Here is a 23,501-nt window from a genome sequence, read left to right on the forward strand (position 1 = left end):
AATCAAATAAAGCTTCCTGAAATCAATACTTTTTGTACAGGAAATAAGCTTCAGATTTTTGCATAAAAAAAACAAAATAAAAGACAGTATTTTTTTCATTTTAAAAGCCTATATTTGCAGCCTGAAAAAAGGTCGTATTCGGTACATTCGAAAAAAGGGTCTTTTAAATAGTTAAATACTAAACATTAAATAGTTATATAATGTCTCAAGTTACGGGTAAAGTATCACAAATTGTAGGTCCGGTTATAGACGTAGCATTCGCTGCCGGTACTGAATTACCAAAAATTTACGATTCGTTAGAAATTAATAAAGCAGACGGTACCAAGTTGGTGTTAGAGATTCAATCTCACATTGGTGAAGATACTGTACGTACGATCGCGATGGATTCCAGTGATGGATTAAGTAGAGGAGTAGAAGCCGTTGCAACTGGATCTCCAATCCAAATGCCAATTGGAGGAGACATATATGGTCGTCTATTTAATGTAATAGGTGATGCAATTGATGGTCTGGGTGATCTTCCTAAAGCGGGAGATGATGGTCTTTCAATTCACCGTCAAGCACCTAAATTTGAAGACTTATCAACTTCTACGGAAGTTTTATTTACAGGGATCAAAGTAATTGACCTTATTGAGCCTTACGCAAAAGGAGGTAAGATTGGATTATTTGGTGGTGCCGGAGTAGGTAAAACAGTATTGATCCAAGAGTTGATTAACAATATTGCAAAAGGTCACGGTGGTCTTTCTGTATTCGCAGGAGTAGGAGAAAGAACACGTGAAGGAAATGATTTACTTCGTGAGATGTTAGAGTCTGGAATTATCAAGTATGGTGATGACTTTATGCATTCTATGGAAGAAGGAGGATGGGATCTTTCTAAAGTAGATAAAGAAGTGATGAAAGAATCAAAAGCTACTTTCGTATTTGGACAGATGAATGAGCCACCAGGAGCACGTGCTCGTGTTGCACTTTCGGGTCTTACGATTGCAGAATATTTCCGTGATGGAGCTGGAGATGGACAAGGAAAAGATGTACTTTTCTTCGTAGATAACATCTTCCGTTTTACACAAGCAGGTTCAGAGGTGTCAGCACTTCTAGGACGTATGCCATCTGCGGTAGGATATCAGCCTACTTTGGCAACAGAAATGGGTGTGATGCAGGAGCGTATTACTTCTACTAAGAAAGGATCTATTACATCTGTACAGGCGGTTTATGTACCTGCGGATGATTTAACAGATCCAGCACCAGCAACAACATTTGCTCACTTAGATGCAACAACAGTATTATCTCGTAAGATTGCTGAGCTTGGTATTTATCCAGCGGTAGATCCATTAGATTCTACATCAAGAATTCTTACAGCTGATATATTAGGTGATGAGCACTATAATTGTGCACAAAGAGTAAAAGAGCTTTTACAGCGTTATAAAGAATTACAAGATATTATTGCTATCCTTGGTATGGAAGAATTATCTGAAGAAGATAAATTAGCGGTAGGACGTGCACGTCGTGTACAACGTTTCTTATCTCAACCATTCCACGTAGCAGAACAATTTACTGGTATCCCAGGATGTTTAGTAGATATTAAAGATACTATTAAGGCATTTACAATGATTATGGATGGTGAATTAGATCACTTACCAGAAGCAGCGTTTAACCTTAAAGGAACAATCGAAGAGGCTATCGAAGCTGGTGAGAAAATGTTAGCTGAAGCATAATTTAGTTAATTGTTGATAGTTGGCAGTTTTTAGAGTATAGATTCTAAAAAACTATCAACCAACAACGAACAACAAAAAACTATAAAATATGTACTTAGAAATAGTAACTCCAGAAGCAGTTTTATTTAGTGGTGAGGTAACTTCAGTTGCGGTACCAGGTGTTAACGGAGAATTTCAGATGTTAGATAATCACGCACCAATCGTTTCTTTATTAGGAAAAGGAAATGTAAAAGTGTATGGAGATATAAATCTGGAAGAAGAAGTAGCAGAGAAGTTTTCTAAAGAAAATGGAGTTACACTTCTTTCTATCAATTCTGGAACTATCGAAATGAAAGATAATAAAGTAATCGTTTTGGCTGACTAAATGTACTTTTATTAGTTATTACAATTATAAAGATTATTATATTTAATCCCTGTTATATGTTAACAGGGATTTTTTTATGCTTTTTAATAAGTCTTTTCCATATTCTACTTCACTTACAAATCATGTAAAGATTGCTGCCATTTTAAGTTTTGCAGTAGTTTTTATACTTATTTTTTTACAACCTTTTGGAGCAAATAACTTTAATCATCCTTATAAAGATCTTTATTTTATAGGGTATGGAATTATTTCGTTTATAGTATATCTTTCTCTTTATTTTTTATCGAGATATTATTACCTGAATTTTAAAGGGTGGAGATGGAGGGAAGAATTTGTGTTCTGTTTTCTCTATGTTTCAGTTGCAATTACAATTTCCTTTTTTTATACCGAATTATCTATAAATAAAAGATCAAACTTTATCAATTTTGATTTTTTTATAGAGTGGTTTCGATTTATATTTCTTGGTTTTGGAATAATTTTATCCATAGTATCATTTTTTTTGAGAAACTACTACGGGAAAACAATTGAGAGTATACAAAAAACTGATTTAAGTCATAATAGGAAGGTATTGCTAAAAAGTTCTTTGAAAAAGGAATCTTTTTTGGTGGTATTAGCAAATGTTATTTATGTTAAGTCAGAAGATAATTATGTGAACATTTATTACGAAGAAGGGCAAGAGATAAAGAAAAAAGTAATGCGTAATACGCTTTCGTCAGTACTTGATCAATTAGAAAGTATGATTAGAGTGCATAGATCATATATTATTAATCCTCGTTATATTTCTTCTTTAGATGGTAATGCGCAGAATGGTAAAGTGCATCTGGAAAATATAGAAGAAGTCATTCCTGTATCTAAAACTTATTTTGATGAGGTAAAATCTCATACGAATTGACCCCAGAAAAGTAAAATTTCACCACAAAAAATATTTCTCTACCACAGAAAGTATGTAATCATCACATTCTTTTTTTTGTGTGTAGTATAGCACGTTTATTTGAATCATTAAACGATTAGAAATATTACAAATGAAGACATTTATTAAAGCGGGAAAGATAATTATCGCAGCAACAATTCTCTTAATAGTTGGGAGTATATTATACATCAGATTTTCTAGATATACTGATGTAATGATTTATCACACCAATGAATTAGCATATGAAAATTTTGAAACCTCTATGAATCATTCAGAATACTATTTTGAAATTGATCAGAATACTCAATTACACGGAGTTCTTTTTAAACCAAATTCTCAAAACCCTATAGCTACTATTATACATTATTCTGGTAAGGGTATGCATTTAATGGCATCCCAAAAGTATTATGAAATATTAACCAAAAATGGGTTTCAGGTATTTAGTTTCGAACGTAGAAATTTTGGAAAATCCACAGGGTTAGCCGATAATTCATTAATGCTTAAAGAAGATGCATTATATGTATTTGATAAAATAGTTGCAGATGAAAATATGACAGAAAAACCAATAGTAATTTGGGGACAATCATTGGGAGGAGCATTTGCTATAATGAATGCAGCAGAGCGTAATGATAAAATAGCAGGGGTAATTGTAGAGGGTACGTTCAATTCATTCCCTGATATAGGAAAGGTGTATGCTAAAGCAATAAATTTAGAAAACTTTAAATGGATGATACCGCTTTTAATGAATAATGATTTTCCTGCTGAAAAGGAAATAAAAAATATAAGTAAGCCAATAATCATCATCCATAGTGATGCTGATGAACAGGTTCCTTATAAGCTGGGGAAGAAGCTTTATGAAGCTTCAAATAAAATGAATACTCAGTTTTGGGAAATAGAAGGGAAACATATTAGAGGGATATTTGATTATGAAGAACATTATATAGAGCGTTTTGAGAAGATGATAAACCAATAAAGTATAACTCCTAATTCTCACTTAATAAGAATTAGGAGTTATACTCGGTCATGTATCATTATCTATCTAAGAAGATTATAACCGAGTTATATTATCAATTCTGTTTTTATCCAAACGAGTTCCGTAAGGATCAATTGAAACATATACGGGCAACTCATTAACTATGATCTTGATTTGAGAGGTTTCATTATCAAAGTTGTGAGGTTCGAGATATAAAATCTGTTCTCCTACTCCAACCTCTTTAGGATGTTTCGTAAACAATCCTATCTGGATAGGTTCATCAAGAGAAATAGCTGCATCTTCACCTTGTTTTTTGGTTTCAAATCGTTTGGTAACCACATCTAAAACAACTTCAAACTGACCATTCGATAATTCTTTATATGAAGTTCCCTCTACACTTAGATCATAGGTTATAATACGTTTAAACCAATCGTCCACCAAGGTGTGATATTTTGCAGGAGTAACCTGATATACTTCTTTTAGAAAATCAAGGGTAACAACTTCTAATTCTTCTTTATTTCTGTATTGGGATACTATTTTTTGTAAAATGGCATCTATTTTTTCAGCTCCTATCAATTCTTTGAGCGCTAACATAGTGGTATAGTCTTTACCATAAAGAAGATGGTCTTCTCCATCAGATAAATATATCGGAGGTTCTATTTCAGAAGCATACGAACGGCCAGTAAAATATCGATTATTAGAATATTCTGATAAGTTCCATAACACACCTTTTCCATAGTATTTTTCCATCACTACAATTTCTGTGTATTTAGCCAATCCTTCAATAAAGAAGCCTGCTCCTCTGGTCATTTTTGGGGTTAATATATGTCCCCACCACTGATGTGCTATTTCATGAATAGTACGTTTAGCAACGAGATTGAAAATATCCGTATCACGTTGATCTAATAAATAAAACCGATCTTCGACCATACTAATAGTGCCTGGTAATGCTTGACCTCCAAACGGCCAATAGGCTGGTATTTCTGCAATACGAAGATGATCAAATGGATAATCCCCAAAATTTTCTATACAATAATCTAGCGTTTCCTTACTTGCTTTCATAGTTGAAGCAACATTCATATCATGACTAGAATGAAAATACTGTGCTATAGTAACTCCGTTATGCGTTTCTTTTTGCACTTCGTATTTAGCAGAAAAATATCCCAACATCGGAGACACTTTCTCTTCCGTTTTATAATGATAATAGTTTCTGTTATCTTCTTTCCATTCTTTGATCAAATTTCCAGGAGCTAGAGCAATTTGATCTGATTGTGTAGATACAATTGTTTCAAAAGGAAGTTTACCGATTAGATTGTCAGGAATGCTATGCAGGTCGTTAGCCTCCATGGTTTCTTCTTTAAGCTGAGGCAAACCACGCTTTTTTCGCTCTGAAGCATTTCGTATTTCCCGACTATTTCGATATCCTAAGGAAGGACTAAAAGAGGAATGGGTTATATAACTCCCATTTTCAACGATGGCACCACGTCTTTCAAAACCATCATTTTGAACACTAAGTTCATACTGAAATTTTAATCGCTCATCAGGTAATAACGGATCGTTTAGCTTGAACAAATAGGTGTTAAAAATAATATCCTGATCTACTAATGTGGCGTTTTCTAAAAAGACTGATTCTAGAGGTTCTCTGGGAGATATGAAGACCATGTTGACCTTAGTATCGCTTTTATTACTTAGTATATAATCCGCTCGAACGCTATACTTTTTCGCTTTAGGATAGATATCTATTGCAGTCTTTATGTCCACTGGATATAATTCTTCTAGCGTATCATATTGTTTAAATTTACGTTCATAAGCTTCGGCAAGATCTAATTGTTTATTTAATGAACGGTACTCATTTACAATGTTAGTGTTATAAAAAATGACACTTCCGGAGCCTATAAAAAGAATAAGGAACCCAAAAATGATACTTCTTTCTGATTTTTTCCAGTTAGAAAATAACTGCCGTACTCTGAATTTAAAACTAGAAATCGTGCCTCTCCTCCATAATTTGAAAGCCAGTAACACTAAAATACCCGCAAGAGCCATCCAATATAAAGCATACCAATGAAAAATTCTTGGATATGTTCCATAACCATTCATATCGATATAGACTATTGGTGGAGTTCTTCCTAATTGTAGTAATGAATGTTCAATACCTATAAAATTACTTAAAGTACTACCTAATCCAAAAATCAGGATTCCCGAAAGGAACATTCCCAGGTATTTGTTGGATACCAAACTTTGAATAAATAAAGCTACCACTCCGTAAAAAACCAGTTCGAGACCTTGAAAATAGAATAGGTTGATATATTGTAACCATTCCAACTGATAATAATTCCCAACAATTTGGAAACCTACTGAAATCAGAACACCGATAAGAATTAGTAGCATTGGCAATACCAATAGTGCTACATATTTTGAAAAAAAGAAAATACCGTTAGATGCAGGAGTAACATCTGTGATTTCATTAAAGTGTACATTACGTTCTCTCCACACCAGTTCTCCGCTATAAAAAATAATAAGAATCAATCCCATAATAGGCAATGGATCACTAATCAATTCAATCAAAAAATAAGTTACTGGATACAGACTATCATGATAAGCTCCACCTTCATAAATCCTGCTGTAAATTTCTGTAAACGCGATTAGAACCCATATTAAGAGTATAGCTATAAATGGTAAGCTTTTAAAAATAGCAACCAACTCTAGCTTTGTAAGTGATAGAAACCCTATGAATTGTGCTTTACTTGTTTTTGCAAAAGTCAACACTGGAGTATATGTTTTTTTCTCCATGATTTCGTCCGATAAATCTTTGGTTTTTTTAATTTTTTGGATTCCTTTTCGAAAGGAGAATAATCTATAGGTAATACCCAAAAGAAATATTGAAAAAAACAACCAAATCAATCTGTTCCAAAGGAAGTATCCAGAAAATGATACCAGTTGATTATTTTTTTGAAATGGCGTCCAATACATCGTTTGCTCGAAAAAAGCGGATAAGCCAAATGGATCCACCAGTGCAGCAACAATCATATTCTCAGGTGATGGAGGTATTGCTTGAGCTAGCATTGGAGAATTGAGAAATATAGAACAACCCCAGTACAGAACATAGATAAGAACAGCTCCAATATATACTATTAATGCTTTTCGAGACAACGTAGCAAATGAGAATAATAGGGCTGTGAGAATAAATAAATTAGGCAATACCAAGGTGCTCCATATATAAAAATAATGATTGAATACAAAAGGCCCTAATCCATCAGGATTATTAGAAAAAAAAGTACCTACGGCAAAACCAATAAGCATAAGTGTATATACCAGTAAACTAATCAAGAATGTTCCAATAAAACGACTCCAGAAAAAATGATGTTTTTTAACTGGTGTGCTATGAATTATACCTTCAGTATGATATTGCCTATCTCTTACCATAGCGTTTATACAGTAAAACATAATGGCAAAAACAGATACCAAACTAAATATTCCTATAAAAAAACTGATTTGATATGGAGAGTTGGTTTTTACCAATTCTGTGGCTCCTAATCGACCTCCAGAGGACATATAAAATCCTAAAAGAAAAAAAATAGTAGAGAATATGTAAAATGACAATTGCTTAGAATGGTATTGCCATTCGAATTTAAAAAGTAGCGTAAACATAGGTTGTGAATTTTGTTAGTGTTTTAGGCTTGTAATGTGCTGAAGTATACATCTTCTAATCCTGGATGAACGCACTCGAACCCTACTTCTGGTTTCTCATCAGCTAATACATGAAGCTGCGTTTTTCCTGAAAACAAACGAGTAGAAATGACGTTAAAAGTGGATTGATAACTTTTTAAATCTTGTTTTTTAATGATCTTATGCCAGACTTTGCCATCTAATTTCTCAGTTAATTCTGAAGGAATCCCTTGGGTAATTATTTTTCCTTGATTCATAATTGCCATGTTGGCGCATAGATCTTTTACATCTTCCACAATGTGTGTTGATAGAATAACAATAATATTTTCTCCTATCTCGCTTAATAAATTCAGGAAACGATTACGTTCTTCAGGATCAAGTCCTGCGGTTGGTTCATCTACAATAATAAGTTGCGGATTGCCTAATAGCGCTTGTGCAATACCAAATCGTTGTCGCATTCCACCAGAAAAAGTATGTACTGCCTTTTTGCGATGTATATATAAATTAGTTTGTTGCAATAAAGCTTCTACTTGCTCTTTTCGCTCTTCTTTATGTGTGATTCCTTTTAGTACTGCCAGATGCTCCAGTAGTTTTTGTGCAGAAATCTTTGGGTATACTCCAAATTCTTGAGGTAAATATCCTAGCAGACTACGTAATTCCTGAGGTTGTTTTAAGATGTCTATATCATTAAATAGAACACTTCCCAAACTAGGTTCTTGTAAGGTTGCAAGGGTACGCATTAAAGAGGATTTACCCGCTCCATTAGGTCCTAATAATCCGAACATGCCATTTTGGATAGTTAATGAAATACTATCTAATGCCTTTACGCCATTAGGATACGTTTTAGAGATATTGTGTATTTGTAGTGTGTTCATAAGAATTAGTTTTGATTCGGACACGAACCTACATTAGGATTAAGAGCAAACACAATAATTTCTATAAACGCCATAAGATTCATACAGATACTCCGAAAAAACAAATCAATTGGATTCGTTGTAAAAAATGAAGTGTTCGTTTTAATTTTAAAGCTGTCCAGCTATATAATTATTGAGATCTATAAAGGATTATTACTTTTGAGGTCATGATTCAGTTTTTGAAAAAATACAGAGCAATTCCGTATGGGTTTATCATACTATTTATACTAGTAAAAGCACTGGAGCATATTGATTTTATTAGAATAGATCCAGAAGAAACATTAGTAAATATTCTTGGTTTTATATTTTGGGGTTTAGTAGTTTCTGCTATTGTAAATGCAATGCTTTTTCATAAAAGAGAGAACATTTTTTACTGGATGATCGTGAGCTGGGTGATTTCTTTATTGGGCTTCATATTTGGAAAATCCATGGAATATAAAGTGATAACGATCAGCTGCGTTTTTCTGTTTTTTATTACGAGTAGCTATATTCTATGGTCTTGGTATATGCAACGATATAAGAAAAGAAACTCTGTTGCTTTTTTAAAAGAGCGTAAACTTTTTTTAATAAGACTCATACTACTTTCAATAGTTTTTATAATCATGCTTGCGATAGATGATTACATGGAGGTATCGGATAATCCGGTTACGTTTATATTGCTTACATTATTTTGGTTAGGAGTATTTTATATTTTGGCACCAAGATTTTTCCAAAAATATAAGTTACTGATATTAGGACTTTATGGAGCGTTATTGCTTTTTTTCTTTCTGTTTATCATTTCTTTTGGAGCAAGGACACATGAAGAAAATATGGATGTGTTTTTTGTGTTTTTGTTTCCAATACCCTTGTTTGTCATATTATGGATTTATGATCAATGGAAATGGTTTCAAAACCTGAAAGCTGATAAAGCTAAAGCCGAATTAGCATTATTGAAACAGCAAGTTAATCCACATTTCTTTTTCAATACATTAAATAATCTTTATGGACTGGCAAAGCGAAAATCGGATCTGGCTCCAGAACTTATTTTGAAGTTGTCAGAGATTATGCGTTATGTAATCTATAAAGGAAAGGAAACTGAAGTACCATTAGAAGAAGAGATCGAGTATCTAGAAAATTATATCGAACTTCAGCAAATAAGACATCATCAAGAAGTTGATATTCAATTTCTAAAACAAATACAAGAAAAGAACATCTTGATCCCTCCGCTTCTGTTTATCATTTTATTAGAAAACGCTTTTAAACACGGTGTAGATTCCTTAATGAATGATGCATTTGTCCATATCAACCTTGAAGTTGTAGAGCGTAAAATTATATTCGAAGTCATTAATAATTATGATGTATCTTCCGTAAGCGGAACAAAAGGAATAGGATTAGAAAACCTAAAAAAAAGATTAGAGATTATATACGATACTTCGTATTCGCTTGACTTTACAATAGAAAATGATTTGTATAAAGCTCTATTAACCATACCCGTTTAATTATGAAGTATATCATTGTAGATGATGAACCTATTGCTCATACCATAATCGAAGATTATGCGGCATCGTTAAACGATCTACATTTATCAGGAAACTTTTATAATGCTGTTGATGCATTAGCATTCTTACAAAAAGAACAAGTAGACCTGATTTTTCTGGATATCGAAATGCCCAAATTGAAGGGGCTTGATTTTTTGCGTGCTTTAACGAATCCACCTTTGATAGTGATTACTTCTGCTTATTCTGAATTTGCGGTAGAAAGTTATGAGTTGGAAGTTTGTGATTATCTGTTAAAACCCTTTTCATTTGAACGGTTTCTAAAAGCATATGCCAAAGTAAGTAAGGCAAAAGAGCAATCTTCAACAAAAAGTAAAACCGTGACTGATGCATCTCCCACCAGTATTTTTCTTAAGGGGGATAAGGAAACACATCATATTCAATTGGATCATATCAAATATTTAGAGAGTTATGGTAGTTATGTAAAATTATATTTACAAACCGAAATGTTATTAATCCACGAATCAATATCTCATTTTGAGGAAGTTTTATCTGCAGATCAATTTATACGGGTACACCGTTCATTTATGGTAAGTGTTGCTTCGATAAAAAGTATTGTTGGCAATCAGATTAAATTAGAAGGGATCACCATTCCTATTGGTCAATCCTATAAAGCAGCTGTTAAAAATAGGTTGTTTTAATACTATAGTATTCAGATCAATTTTATTCATAACCTTTTGTCAATGTTAGTATAATAAAGTCTTAAGATTAAGCTAAACTTAACCTGAAAGAAGTATGTTAATTTTAAGGAATTAATAACCTAACATACTAACATTATGAATAACTCTATTAAATTATTAGCGCTATTATCCTTGTTGATAATAAGTTGCGAAGTTCAAGAAAATGGCTACGACAACGAAGTATTGGAAGTAAAGGAGAAGCTCACTAAAAAAAACACTAACTTTCATTTAGACCTCGCTTATCACCACGCACCGGTACATTATCAGGATGTGGATAGAACAGGTTCTCATGGATTAAATGGAAAAGCAGACTACATCACAAGATATGATTTTGATGGTGATCTTAATGCTAAGAATAACTGGAACAATATTGCGAGTTCTTCCAGAAAAGGCAATGCAGTAGGATACTATTCTGTAGTAGAAACAGCGACTCATTATTTCATTACCTATGCATTCTTTCATCCGAGAGATTGGACAGATATATGGTTTTTATATCGTATCGACGAACATGAAAATGATCTGGAAGGAGTACTAACTGTTGTGAAGAAGGATAACGCTACTTATGGGAAAGCAATTGGAATAGTAACTGTATTTCATTCCGACTTTTATTCTTATAGAGCATCTAATTCTGGTTTGACTAATGGAAATGAAGATATAGATGGCACTTTGACTACACAAAATCATAACGGAATTAATCGATTTAAAACCTCGGCAGAAGCAAAAGGGCACGGGATTAAAGCACATGCAAAGCAAAAACCAGGTGGAAGCGATTATGTAGTGTATTACCCGAGTAAGACAACGAGCGAATATCCATCCGATATTTATGATAGAAACGTAAAATATAAACTAGTTAATATATTCGAAGATGGAGGGATGTGGGATCAGCGATTTAATACCAACTTATTTAGTAATGCCAAATCATTCCAGAAATCCTATGGTAATGGTTCCGCTAATGCACCTTGGAATTGGGATGATAAAAACGATGGAGGAAACCAAGGATTGTTGGCAGGAGGATTGGCATATTACCCAGCTCATTTAGTTGATGAGTATTTTAATGGGTTGGGAAATTTCAGTAAAACCTATATCTATAATCCATATCTGAATGTGGAGTAGTAATTAGTAACAAATTTATAAAAAGGAGCTATATTAAGTGTTTAGCTCCTTTTTTATACGGTAAATCGAGCTGAAACTAAATAATAATGAGGATTTTGTATAAAATTATGTTAAAGGATTATTTCTAGGTAAAACGTTTTATACATTTCGGGGAAAGATATAGCTCAACGTAATGATTAAGAACATACTTATTCTATTTTTTTTCAGCTTTACAACATTAGTTTTCGCTCAGAAAAGATCTTTAAGTCATAAGGATTATGACCTCTGGAAAAATATTACGGATACTAAAATATCTAATACAGGAAAGTTGATCGTTTCAGTGATCGCAACTTCTACAAAAAGAGGAGATGGATATATAGAAATTTACAACACAGAAAATAACAAAAAATTCACTTTTTTTAATGGATATAATTCTTCGATAACACAAGACGAAAATTTTGTGATTTTCAAACGTAAACCTAACTACGAGAATATTCGAAAAGAGAAAAAGAAAAAAGTAAAGAAAGAAAAACAATCAAAGGATGATCTGTTTATCTACGATGTAAAAAATAACAAAATATATGATTCTATTGTAAGAACAAATTCTTACAAGGTTCCTGAAGAATCTAATGGCTGGTTTGTAATAGAAAAATTTAAGAAAAAGAAACCGGAAAAAAAGAAAAAGGATTCCCTAAAAACGAAAGAAAAAGATACTGTCAAAACCAAGTTAGGAAAGGCATTTAAGCAAAATTACGCACTAGTATATAATCTAAATACTAAAGAAAAGGATACTATTTTTCAGATCAAAGACTTTGTTCTTTCAGAAGAAGGAAAGAAGTTCTATTATACAAGGAAAAACCAAAAGAAGAAAGAAAAAGATATCGGAGTCTTCGAATACGATATTGTTTCTAGGTCTAAGATAGTAATAGATACTACAAATTATATTTATGATAAATTATCAGTAGATAGAACAGGGGAGCAATTTTCCTATATCGCCGCAAAAGATTCTACTCACGTAGATTCATTACAGTACCAGTTGTTCTATTATAAGGATCAAAAACTACTAAATTTAGTAGATACTATAGGAAAAAATCTAAGAAAAAATTGGGAATTAAGTAATGGTCAAGTTTCATTTTTTTCAGACAGGGGTAATAGACTTTATTTTTATTCAAAACCAAAAGTAGAGTATCAAAAAGACACTACACTTTTAGAAGACGAAGTTCCACAGGTAGATGTTTGGAATTGGAAAGACAAAATGATACAACCTGAACAAAAAGCAAGGTTTGAAGAATTAAAGAACAGAGCATTTATTTCTTATTATAATACCGAAAAACAATCCATTGTTCATATACAAGATGAAACATTTGAAGATCTTCTTTTTGATAAGAATAGAGAACAAAGATTTATATTAGGAGCCACAGGAACTCCTTATGATATTAAACGTTCCTGGGCTATGCCTTGGACCAAAGATTTTTATGTAATAGACACATTTAATGGTCAAAAACGTTTAGGACTTACCGAAACAGCTTTACAGCCTTACTTGTCACCTAATGGTAAATATGCTTTATATTATGATATATTTAAAAAACATTGGTTTTCATTAGAATTATCGACATTAAGAAAAACTAATCTTACTAAGAAAGTTAAGGTAGCTTTTTATGATGAAGATGATGATCATCCTATGTTACCGTATCCTCATGGTTTTGGAGGGTTTGATAAAAATGGAAATGCATTGATTTATGACAAATTTGATGTTTGGAAAGTTTCAATGTCAGGAGAAACAAAACCAATTAATATTACAGTTAAAGGAAGAAAAAATAAAATAGAATATAGAACTCAAAAATTAGATTCAGAAAATCAAAATAATGCATCTTATAGTAATGAAGAATTATTGGTTACGAGTTTTGATATGAGGACTAAAGCTTCAGGATTGTATGTATTAAGAGGTGATAAATTGGTAGAAAAAATAAAACCTACAGAGTTCTTTTTAAACAAATATCAAAAGGCTAAAAGTGGAGAATTATTTACCTTTAGGAAACAAAACTTTAATACATTTCAGGATCTACATTATACGAATAATAATTTTCAGAACATTACTCAAATTACAGATGCAAATTCTCAGAAAAAAGATTTTAAATGGGGAACAGCAGAGCTGTTTAGTTGGGAAGCCTATGATGGTAAAAAGCTAGATGGTATTATCTATAAACCAGAAGATTTCGATCCATCAAAAAAATATCCTTTGATTACGTACTTTTATGAAAAACGATCTGATGATTATAGAAATTATTATACTCCAAGACCTAGCGCTTCTATTGTAAATCCTTCTTATTTGGTAAGTAATGGGTATATCATGTTTGTGCCCGATATTGTTTATGAAGATGGTAAACCTGGTCCAAGCGCATATAACTGTGTAGTTTCTGGAGTAGAAGCTTTAGAAAAATTAGGTTATGTGGATAGTGAAAATATGGGGATTCAAGGTCAGAGTTGGGGAGGATATCAGGTAGCCTATTTAGTAACGGTAACTAATAAATTTAAAGCTGCTATGGCTGGAGCTCCTGTAAGTAATATGACCTCTGCCTATGGTGGAATCCGCTGGCAATCCGGATTGAGTAGAGCATTTCAGTATGAGAGAACTCAAAGTAGAATAGGAAAGAATCTATGGGAAGGTTTTGATCTGTATATAGAAAATTCGCCATTATTTGGAATTCCCAAAATAGAAACACCACTCTTAATGATGCATAATGATAAAGATGGTGCGGTTCCTTACTATCAAGGTATAGAAATGTTTATGGGTATGCGTAGATTACAGAAACCAGCCTGGCTTTTAGTATACAACGACGAAGCGCATAACTTAAGAAAAGAAAAAAACAGACAAGATCTTTCTATTAGAATGATGCAATTCTTTGATCATTACCTACAAGGGAAACCAGTCCCCAAGTGGATGACAAACGGTGTTCCTAGAGTTGAAAAAGGGAAAAATATGGGATATGACTTAGAAGAAAAACCGTTAGAAACAGGAAAAATTACTCCCAGTTCCAACTGATAAGATGCCAATCAATTTCATCACTTTTGTATACAAGCATGTTTTCGAAACCGATGGCTTTATGAGCGTGTAGCGATCGTAAATTATTAGCAGCTACTTCTGTTATTAAAAGGTCGTACTTTTCTTGTAATTCGATTTTCATTTTTTGATATAAACCCCTAAATATTCCTTGACCGCGGTATTCTTTATCAATACAGACTTGACCCATAACGATATATGATTTAGCTTGATCTAGAGAATTTTCTATTTTCTTAAACATAGGTCTGAGAACAGTAATATCATTCCCAAAATCTGTTGTCATGCAGAGTGTATAACCTACAACAAGATCTTTATCCTTTGCAATTATATGCGGTTGTTGGTTATTCATCTTTTTTAATATATTGAAATCGTGTTCTACAGTAACAAAACCTTCTTTTTCCTTTTCGCTTTTAGAAATCGAAGCAGCTAGGTTTTTTTGTTGAAGCAGAATTATTTGTTCCAACTCATTGTCTGATGTAGCAATTGTATATTTTAAATGTTGAATAGCCATCTTTTTAACTTTAGTACTTAGAAGAAAGTAAAGATATGATTTTAGTAGTTTGCTAATCTTATATATATCAAAAACAGAAGGTAAGATACAAGTGTTCAAATAAAAATAAAATACTTTCCGAAATAGTACTGATTAATTTTTGAAATATCATTTAAAAACGAGATTTTTAATTCTTTAAAATCCAACTCACATTGAAATTACTAAAAAGTAAATCACTCTTCTTTAAGGATGCAAAATCAGATAAGGTATATGAAGTCGATCTATGCGAAGTAGATGCGGAATTATATGTGGTTAATTTTAGATATGGAAGACGAGGTAGCAGCCTTAGAGAAGGAACTAAAACTGTTTTTCCGGTATCATATGAAGAAGCGACCGTTGTCTTTGATAAATTGGTGAAAAGTAAAGAGAGCAAAGGATATGCAGAAGAAGGTAAAGAGGGAGCTGTTAGAAGACAGGATATTAAACAAGATGACAATGTAAATATTGCTAGAAACGAAGTAATTCTAAAATACCTGAAAGATGCTACTTTAGGAAATTATACCAGAGATTGGAAGGTGTCCAGAATCATTTGGAGAGCAGGAGTATTAGGATTGAAGGAAGCACTCCAGTATACTTCTCATTTTATATCTTCACAGGATGAATTTGAACAATATGCAGCTATCTGGGCATTGGCAAAACTAGAAGATACATCCTTTGTGGATGCTGTTTCTGATGTTTTTAATCAAAAAGGATTTACTGATAAGGTAGGAAGAATTGCTGTATCATATGTATTAAAGGGTACTACAAAAGAAGACCAACATCAAAAAGCAATCGTAGATCTTGCTAAAAAAGAACTTCCTGTTCAATTGATTAACACACTTGAAAACAAACAAGAACTTTCTAATGAATTAGCTGTTTATTTTTTACAAGAAAAAATTCAAAATCCATTATGTTTATATTACCTGTATATAATATCACATCAGGATCCTGAGTTGCGAAAGATTCTGCATACTTTTATCAATAGATTACCTATAAAGATAGATACTTTTAAATCCATTCGATATATTTTTAAATCTGCTGAGGTAACTAATGATGTTACTTTCTATGCATTGCTAAGCAAACGTATTTCTATTAGTAAACCTGGGTATAATGGTTATGGAACCTATGATAAAAACTGGAATTGGATATCAGCTGATGAAGAAAAGAAAAAAGCAAATCCTAGAATTGCTTTTTCTGGAAAAACTAAAGAATATTTTGGTAATGCCGCATATAAAACAACGTATTTTTTAGGTCAATCCAATACTAATAATTATGTGGATTTAGCGGTTGCATTGTTGTGCAGTTTAGATGATGCTGCAGATAATAAAAAAGAAGAAACGCAATATTTATATACCTATAATAACGATACTGGAAGATATGAAAATGTACAGCAACAGTATCCTAAATATTGTGATTTTCCTGCTGTGATGTATATTTTGCATGGTAATTCAGAAAGGTTTCGGCGTTCTCGTAAGAAATGGTATTATACTGGAGAAATGATGAGTACTTCTCAATTACCAAGAGAAGAAGCGTTACCAGAAGTATGGAATTCAAAGCCACAAGAAGTGCTTTACATCCTAGCACATGCTAAGAGTAATGAAGCAATCTCTTTTTCTTTAAGAATTATACAAGATAAACCTAATTTTCTGGATGTTATAGAACCAGCTATTTTTAAGAAATTAATCACTCATTATGACGCAAGAGTTGTAGATATTGTGTTAGAAGTTTTAGAAAGACAATACGAAAGCATCCAACCAGAACAAAATATTATACTTTCATTATTGAAATCCAATAGTACGAGAGCAACAACTTTAGGATTGCAGTGGTTGCAGAAATATGAGAAAGATTACTTTAGTAGTTCAGATTTTCCGGTAGCATTGATTTTAATAGGTAAACCAAAAATACTGAACTATCTGTCAGAATTATATAAAACAAAGGTTGTTTATAATCTTCCTTTGCATATTGATCAATTAGCACTATTGTTTGACGTGCCGAATCAATTTCAATATGAATTTTTATTACAAGTAAATGAACTAATTTCGGATACTCAGTTTGGAGTGTTATTAAAAAAAGTTTCTAAAGAAAAGATATTACAGTTGGCAGAAAGTACCGCTGTTACGAATAAGCTTTTTGCAGCGACATTAAGTAAGGTCAATACCATTCCTTCTTATGACTTGGTTAAAGAATTTTTAGGAGATTATCTGGATGCTGATGAAGAACTATTAAGAAAAACAGGAGTAGCGTTATTAGCCGATTTTCCTGATCAGTATTTACTAGAAAATCATCAAGTTATTAAGGAATACTGTTTTTCTCCATATACAGAGGTTAGAGAGGCAATACAACCAGCTGTAGGGAGATTGATAGGATTAGATACGGGTTTTAAAAAAGGACTTCTGCGAAAATTATTACAGATATTAGTTGAGCAAGAATCATATGAAGGTATACACAAAAGTAGTCATGAATTATTGATACGATTTTATGGCAAAGATTTAAATGAAGTAAGCGAAGAAGGAATTATTACCCTAATTCTGTCTAAATATGAGTTTGCTCAGAAATTAGGAACTCCGTTATTTCAGAAAAAGGTACAACTTCAGGAGTTAACGATGTCACAATTGGTTTCACTAGCAACTAGCGATGTTAGGGTAATTAGGGATACACTAGAGATATATTTTAAAAGTAATCCTTCGCGAATTAACTATGAATTAGAAGAAGCGCTTAGGATATTTAATACTAATTGGAAAGATGCTAGAGTATGGGCGTTTGCATATTTTGAGAAACACATCAAACCAGAAAATTGGACTGTAGATACCTTGTTATATGTATGTGATCATACTAAAAACGATGTTGAGTCTTTCGGAAGAAAAATTATAACTACACATTTTAGAGCAGAAGATGGATTACAATTACTATTAAAATTGCAAGAACATCCTACTAAAACGATGCAGTTTTTTACAACGAATTACCTGGATACTTATGCAAAAGATGCTCCAGAAGTAATTCTTAAGTTAGAAGCATTTTTTAAAACGGTATTATTTAATATCAACACCAATAATGCAGCAAAAACAAGAGTATATGCATTTCTGGAAAAAGAAGCTATAAAAAACGAAATGATAGCCAGAATGACTATAAGAATTCTGAATTCTATAATCGCTACTAAAACCATCAAGGATAAAAGTAAGTGCATCGATATTATGCTAGCCATCCACGAAGTATATCCATCTTTAGAAACTCCATTAATCATTAAAACTGTTTAGCACATGAAGTTTAATTATAAATATGGAGGAAAGAGTAATGTGCAAAATGGAGTGGCATCAACCAATGTTGCTTTTGCCCCCGATGTATTAAGAGAGCCGACTTATTTTATAGGAACATTGCATAAAAAAATTCCGTTTAGAGAAGCTATTTCTGCATTGCATGATGTAGTTGTGGCAGATTTTAAATTTCAACCAAAAGATAATACACAGTATCTGGAGTGGTTAAAAAGCCAGGAAGAAGTATGGCTTGCAGAAGCAAATCAGAAACTAGAGAAAACCAATTCTGAGATTAACGAATTACAACGAAAATTAAAAGGATTACGGGAGCAGCGAGAAATAATCACTAAACCATTTTATAAAGCACAACAAAAATACTTTAAATACTTATATACCAGAGATTATGCTGCATGGTTTGTATTAGACCCTGTAATTACTGTGCATCCTGATCAGGTGTTTTTTGAATGTTTTAGTAAAGATGAGTCTGTATACGGTAAATTATCATGTGATTATGACGTATTTACAAATATTAGTGATTTTAAATGTGGTACCACCAATATTGATTATTCCGAGAGTTTGTATAATGAGTTTCTGAAGATACGGAGTTATAAAGAAACGGATTTTAAGATAGATCCTTCTGGATTTGATGTACAGACTACAGGAGAAGAAAATTATAAAGAAGTAAAGATCGATTTGCCGGATAGCTGGGTACGTGGGTTTCTTCAGGTAAGTTCTGCTATGACAAGTGAGAAAATCTCTTTTGAGTTAGAAGCTGCAGATATTGCTAATTTTATTTTTATTTTAAAACGAAATAAAGAAAGAAAAAGTCCACGTTCCATTAAATATATTCTAAAACCAGGACAACCTATTGTAGCTGTTTTCGAACCTTGGAATATTGAGGTAGCATGTCCGCGATCGTTATATAAAGGCGATACAGAAAAAGAAATACGAGTATGGGGACGGAGAAGAATTCAATTATTAGAACGATTATTACCTATAACAGATAAGTTCACTGTACATCTTCTGGGTACAGGAATGCCTTCATTCTATACAGCACATCTTACTAATGATATGTATTTTACATTAGGGTTATCAGGATGGACAGCAAATGATTGGACACAGGTAAGTCAATTAGATCTGTTAGCACCTAGAGGTCAGGTTTCTTCTTCTGCATTACAGACAGTCTATTTAGGATTGCGTAAAAATTGGTTCCGTACAGAAAAGGAATTAGCGACAGATGTGGGTATGGACATCACAACTGTTAATAAAGCTCTTACTACTTTTACGCAGGCAGGTAAGGTGATTTATGACCTAAAGAATAAAGTATATCGTGCTAGAGAATTAAAACGAGAAGGAATAGATATCGATTCGCTGCGTTTTTCTAGCGAAACAGATAAAGAGGCTTATATGATTACCCAAAAAGATGATGGAGTAAGCGATATAAAACATACAGAAGATCAGGAAAAGATAACGATTACGGGAATAGTAGAAAAAACATATACTCCTATGGTAAAGGTAGATAAAGACCTTAGGATTGTAGATGGCAATTGCTCCTGTTCCTATTATTATAATAATAAAATGACAAAAGGTCCTTGTGCCCATATATTAGCGCTAAGGATTGCTTTTGAGGATAAATAAATTATATTTGTAACAGGTAGTGATAAGAGAGAAAACCTTGCATTTTGGTTGGTGGATCGCCAATCCTGCATACAGACACTAAACGCGTCACTGGCTCGAACTTAACTTGTGAAATAGGTACTAGTGTACCATTTCCGGTTAGACTTCTACGAAGTGAAATAGTACACTAGTACCTATTTCACTGGAGTTGTTCAATCCAGTCTTTAGAATTGTACGAAGGGACAAAAAACACATCTTATCGCTACCTTTTTTATACCATAAACTATGGCAGATGCTGCAACCAGAAAGCAAGAGATTTATGATAAAATAAAAGAATCATCTAAAAGCCAATATATTCTGGAAGAGATGAAGCGTCTTGGGTTTTGGAATGATGGTCAGGTCGATTTTGATACCGTAAATCAATATTTCAAAGAAGAAACTGAACTGTCAAAGCAATTACAAAAACTACTCAAAGAAAAACGATTAGTAGAAAATCCAGAAGCTTTTCTGGCGCAAAAACATAAAGAGCGTAAAGCAGCCTCTAAACAAAGTCAGAAAGAAACCAAAGAACTTAGAGAAAAACTGCGAGAAGAGAAAGCAGATCGATGGAAACAATCTAAAGAAAAAGATATTATTTTTCTGGGAGAAGGGTACTCACATACTTTACATGATAAGACATCTCAGCAAGATAGATTACGACAAGGGGGATTGCCGATATTGCAGACTGCAGAAGAAGTAGCTAAAGCTATGGGAATTACTATTGGGCAACTTCGATTTTTAGCATTCTCCAGAAAAAATGCAAAAGTAAACCACTATATACGATTTCAGATTCCGAAGAAAACAGGAGGATTTAGACATATTTCAGCACCACAGCCCAAGTTAAAAGCAGCACAGCACTGGATATTGGAGCATATACTTAATAAAGTTACGATGCATCCTAATGCACATGGATGTGTGATAGGTAGGTCTATAAAAACAAATGCGGTGCCACATGTAGGAAAAGATGTGGTCATCAATCAAGATCTAAAAAACTTTTTTCCTTCTATTGTTTATTCCAGAATTAGAGGTGTATTTAAAGCTTTAGGATATTCAGATCAGGTAGCAACGATTTTTGCATTATTATGTTCAGAACCTAAGATTCTAGAAGTGTCTGTACTGGGAGAAGAATATTATGCACAAAGAGGTGAACGATTTTTACCGCAGGGATCTCCTTGTAGTCCAGCTATCACTAATATTTTATGTAAAAAATTAGATTATAGATTGGCAGGGTTAGCAGCTAAATATGGGTTTACCTATACGCGCTATGTAGATGATCTTACATTTTCTACTACATATGAGCAATATGAACAGATTACTACGATTCTTAAATATTCTCGTCGTATTGTAAGAGAAGAAAATTTCACCCTACATCCTGATAAGCTACGGGTGATGAAAAAAGGAGTTCGACAAGAAGTTACAGGAGTAGTGGTTAATGAAAAACCGAATATAGAGAAGAAATCCTTAAAACGATTCAGAGCACTACTATACCAGATAGAAAAAGACGGACTCGAAGGAAAGGTATGGACAGGCAAAGCAGATCTACTATCCCAGATTCATGGGTATGCTAATTTTATCAATCAAATTGACTCAGAAAAAGGTAAAAAATATAAAGAACAAGTGAATGTAATTTTAGAACGATATAATTATAAAGACAATCACAGAAAGCAATATGTGAAAACGGTTGCTAAGCCAAAAGGATTGCTGGGTAAGATAAGATCGTTCTTTAATAAAGGATGAAAATAGGATTATACACCTATCTTTGCCGAAAATATTTTTATGTCAAATCAGTTTCTTACTTTAGGAGTTGCCGCTCCTTTGCAAAAGAGTTTAGCGGACTTAAACTTTTCTACTCCAACAGATATTCAGGAAAAATCAATTCCTATTTTATTACAAAAGAAAGATGATTTTGTCGGATTAGCAAAGACTGGAACTGGAAAAACCGCAGCTTTTGGTTTGCCTATATTACAATTGATTGATTTGGACGCCCCAAAGATCCAGACAGTGATACTCACTCCAACTAGAGAACTAGGGCAACAGATTTATAATAACTTAGTGTCCTTTTCCAAATATTTACCGACCGTATCTATAGCTTCGATATGTGGAGGGATCCCAATTAAACCTCAGATAGAACGTCTAAAGGAAACTACGCATATTGTTGTTGCAACTCCAGGAAGGTTAATTGATTTAATAAAACGAGATAAGATTGATATAACAAGTGCTGATTACTTGGTTCTTGATGAGGCAGATGAAATGATTAGTTCTCTAAAAGAAGGATTGGATGAAATCGTTGCTGTTTTACCTAAGAAAAGAAGGACGATTTTGTTCACAGCAACAATGCCAGGAACCATAAAACAGCTGATTCAGAATTATATGTCCAAGCATGTGATTCAGGTAAGTGCGGATATGGAAACGATAGGTCATCAAGGGATTGATCATCAATATGTAGTGGTAGAACCCATAGAAAAATTGGAAGTCCTGATGCATTTTCTTAGTGCTAGAGAAGGTGAGCGAGGCATTATTTTTTGTAAAACAAAAGCAGCGGTTAATAAACTGGCAAAAAATCTGGCAATTAATAAGTTTTCTTCTGGGGCACTTCATGGAAGTCTGTCACAACCCATACGAGATAGAATAATGGGTCAATTCAGAGAAGGGCATATACATATTCTTGTTGCTACAGATTTAGCTGCCAGAGGAATTGATGTAAAAGAGATATCGTATGTCGTAAATTATCATTTGCCCGATGTATATGAGACCTATGTGCATCGTAGTGGAAGAACTGCAAGAGCAGGAGCCAAAGGATTATCTTTAACGGTATTACAAAAAGAAGAAATTGAAGATTTAGAAGAGTTTACAGAAGAATTAGGAATTACTTTTAAGAAGTTTAAAAAAGCAGACGCTCAGAGTATAGAAGAAAATAATACATTATTATGGGCTAAAAAAATATTTAAAACTAAACCTAATCATGAGGTGTCAGTAGTGTTTAAAGAAAAAATTAAAACTGTTTTTCATCACCTGACAAAAGAAGAGTTGATTGAAAAAATATTGGCTAACCATCTGGCAGAAAAAACGAATAGTACTTCTCTTAAAATAGAAACCCCTAAGAAGAAAAAGAGATAACCAATCTTAGTAGATATTACTCTTAGGTTACGGTTACTAATGAAATA

15 protein-coding genes are annotated in these 23,501 nt (G+C 33.0%); 12 read left to right on the top strand and 3 right to left on the bottom strand.

Features of this window, described 5'->3' with window-relative positions; genetic code table 11:
• The first annotated feature begins 200 nt into the window (after positions 1-200).
• The 4 genes from atpD to Q0829_RS23070 all read left to right on the top strand — a co-directional run bounded on the left by atpD (position 201) and on the right by Q0829_RS23070 (position 3,953).
• Positions 201-1,709, top strand: coding sequence for a F0F1 ATP synthase subunit beta (gene atpD, locus Q0829_RS23055; protein WP_298547361.1), 1,509 nt, complete (start codon positions 201-203; stop codon positions 1,707-1,709).
• A gap of 88 nt (positions 1,710-1,797) precedes the next feature.
• Positions 1,798-2,073, top strand: a complete 276-nt coding sequence (locus Q0829_RS23060) for a F0F1 ATP synthase subunit epsilon (RefSeq protein ID WP_298547362.1) — start codon at positions 1,798-1,800, stop codon at positions 2,071-2,073.
• A gap of 580 nt (positions 2,074-2,653) precedes the next feature.
• Complete coding sequence (locus Q0829_RS23065) at positions 2,654-2,962, top strand: LytTR family DNA-binding domain-containing protein (RefSeq protein WP_298547366.1); 309 nt, start codon at positions 2,654-2,656, stop codon at positions 2,960-2,962.
• Between the two features lie 130 nt (positions 2,963-3,092).
• Positions 3,093-3,953 carry an alpha/beta fold hydrolase gene (locus tag Q0829_RS23070; RefSeq protein ID WP_298547368.1) on the top strand — a complete coding sequence of 287 codons (861 nt, stop codon included), beginning with the start codon at positions 3,093-3,095 and terminating at the stop codon, positions 3,951-3,953.
• Between the two features lie 75 nt (positions 3,954-4,028).
• On the opposite strand, the gene Q0829_RS23075 is transcribed toward Q0829_RS23070, so the two are convergent.
• The gene (locus tag Q0829_RS23075) at positions 4,029-7,601 is read right to left on the bottom strand and encodes a M1 family aminopeptidase (RefSeq protein WP_298547370.1); all 3,573 of its coding nucleotides are present in this window, start codon (positions 7,599-7,601) and stop codon (positions 4,029-4,031) included.
• A 23-nt stretch (positions 7,602-7,624) separates the two neighbouring features.
• On the bottom strand, positions 7,625-8,494 hold the full coding sequence (locus Q0829_RS23080) for an ABC transporter ATP-binding protein (protein ID WP_298547372.1): 870 nt from the start codon (positions 8,492-8,494) through the stop codon (positions 7,625-7,627).
• A 218-nt stretch (positions 8,495-8,712) separates the two neighbouring features.
• Here Q0829_RS23080 and Q0829_RS23085 point away from each other — a divergent pair, with 218 nt between their 5' ends.
• The 4 genes from Q0829_RS23085 to Q0829_RS23100 all read left to right on the top strand — a co-directional run bounded on the left by Q0829_RS23085 (position 8,713) and on the right by Q0829_RS23100 (position 14,883).
• On the top strand, positions 8,713-10,011 hold the full coding sequence (locus Q0829_RS23085; RefSeq protein WP_298547374.1) for a sensor histidine kinase: 1,299 nt from the start codon (positions 8,713-8,715) through the stop codon (positions 10,009-10,011).
• A 2-nt stretch (positions 10,012-10,013) separates the two neighbouring features.
• The gene (locus tag Q0829_RS23090) at positions 10,014-10,709 is read left to right on the top strand and encodes a LytTR family DNA-binding domain-containing protein (RefSeq protein WP_298547376.1); all 696 of its coding nucleotides are present in this window, start codon (positions 10,014-10,016) and stop codon (positions 10,707-10,709) included.
• Positions 10,710-10,844: 135 nt separating this feature from the next.
• Complete coding sequence (locus Q0829_RS23095; RefSeq protein ID WP_298547380.1) at positions 10,845-11,861, top strand: hypothetical protein; 1,017 nt, start codon at positions 10,845-10,847, stop codon at positions 11,859-11,861.
• Between the two features lie 172 nt (positions 11,862-12,033).
• Positions 12,034-14,883 carry a prolyl oligopeptidase family serine peptidase gene (locus Q0829_RS23100; RefSeq protein ID WP_298547383.1) on the top strand — a complete coding sequence of 950 codons (2,850 nt, stop codon included), beginning with the start codon at positions 12,034-12,036 and terminating at the stop codon, positions 14,881-14,883.
• Here Q0829_RS23100 and Q0829_RS23105 read toward each other — a convergent pair.
• On the bottom strand, positions 14,864-15,412 hold the full coding sequence (locus Q0829_RS23105) for a GNAT family N-acetyltransferase (RefSeq protein ID WP_298547386.1): 549 nt from the start codon (positions 15,410-15,412) through the stop codon (positions 14,864-14,866). The two genes, Q0829_RS23100 and Q0829_RS23105, sit on opposite strands and share 20 nt — an antisense overlap.
• 191 nt (positions 15,413-15,603) lie before the next feature.
• On the opposite strand from Q0829_RS23105, the gene Q0829_RS23110 reads away from it, so the two are divergent.
• From Q0829_RS23110 to Q0829_RS23125, 4 genes are all read left to right on the top strand, one after another.
• Positions 15,604-18,684, top strand: coding sequence for a WGR domain-containing protein (locus Q0829_RS23110; protein ID WP_298547388.1), 3,081 nt, complete (start codon positions 15,604-15,606; stop codon positions 18,682-18,684).
• 3 nt (positions 18,685-18,687) lie between these two features.
• Positions 18,688-20,319 carry an SWIM zinc finger family protein gene (locus Q0829_RS23115; RefSeq protein ID WP_298547390.1) on the top strand — a complete coding sequence of 544 codons (1,632 nt, stop codon included), beginning with the start codon at positions 18,688-18,690 and terminating at the stop codon, positions 20,317-20,319.
• Between the two features lie 264 nt (positions 20,320-20,583).
• Entirely contained in the window at positions 20,584-22,074 is a 1,491-nt protein-coding gene (locus tag Q0829_RS23120) for a reverse transcriptase family protein (RefSeq protein ID WP_298547392.1), read from the top strand.
• A 39-nt stretch (positions 22,075-22,113) separates the two neighbouring features.
• Positions 22,114-23,454 carry a DEAD/DEAH box helicase gene (locus tag Q0829_RS23125; RefSeq protein WP_298547394.1) on the top strand — a complete coding sequence of 447 codons (1,341 nt, stop codon included), beginning with the start codon at positions 22,114-22,116 and terminating at the stop codon, positions 23,452-23,454.
• The last annotated feature ends 47 nt before the right edge of the window (positions 23,455-23,501 follow it).

The sequence above is a fragment of the uncultured Aquimarina sp. genome (assembly GCF_947492405.1).
Taxonomy (GTDB): Bacteria; Bacteroidota; Bacteroidia; order Flavobacteriales; family Flavobacteriaceae; genus Aquimarina.

Bases quoted from the DNA above. Each gene is read 5' to 3' on its own strand.
- Q0829_RS23115 (WP_298547390.1), top strand. From the start codon at position 18,688: ATGAAGTTTAATTATAAATATGGAGGAAAGAGTAATGTGCAAAATGGA.
- Q0829_RS23075 (WP_298547370.1), bottom strand. From the start codon at position 7,601: ATGTTTACGCTACTTTTTAAATTCGAATGGCAATACCATTCTAAGCAA.
- Q0829_RS23125 (WP_298547394.1), top strand. From the start codon at position 22,114: ATGTCAAATCAGTTTCTTACTTTAGGAGTTGCCGCTCCTTTGCAAAAG.
- Q0829_RS23080 (WP_298547372.1), bottom strand. From the start codon at position 8,494: ATGAACACACTACAAATACACAATATCTCTAAAACGTATCCTAATGGC.
- Q0829_RS23100 (WP_298547383.1), top strand. From the start codon at position 12,034: ATGATTAAGAACATACTTATTCTATTTTTTTTCAGCTTTACAACATTA.
- atpD (WP_298547361.1), top strand. From the start codon at position 201: ATGTCTCAAGTTACGGGTAAAGTATCACAAATTGTAGGTCCGGTTATA.
- Q0829_RS23105 (WP_298547386.1), bottom strand. From the start codon at position 15,412: ATGGCTATTCAACATTTAAAATATACAATTGCTACATCAGACAATGAG.
- Q0829_RS23060 (WP_298547362.1), top strand. From the start codon at position 1,798: ATGTACTTAGAAATAGTAACTCCAGAAGCAGTTTTATTTAGTGGTGAG.
- Q0829_RS23090 (WP_298547376.1), top strand. From the start codon at position 10,014: ATGAAGTATATCATTGTAGATGATGAACCTATTGCTCATACCATAATC.
- Q0829_RS23095 (WP_298547380.1), top strand. From the start codon at position 10,845: ATGAATAACTCTATTAAATTATTAGCGCTATTATCCTTGTTGATAATA.
- Q0829_RS23120 (WP_298547392.1), top strand. From the start codon at position 20,584: ATGGCAGATGCTGCAACCAGAAAGCAAGAGATTTATGATAAAATAAAA.
- Q0829_RS23070 (WP_298547368.1), top strand. From the start codon at position 3,093: ATGAAGACATTTATTAAAGCGGGAAAGATAATTATCGCAGCAACAATT.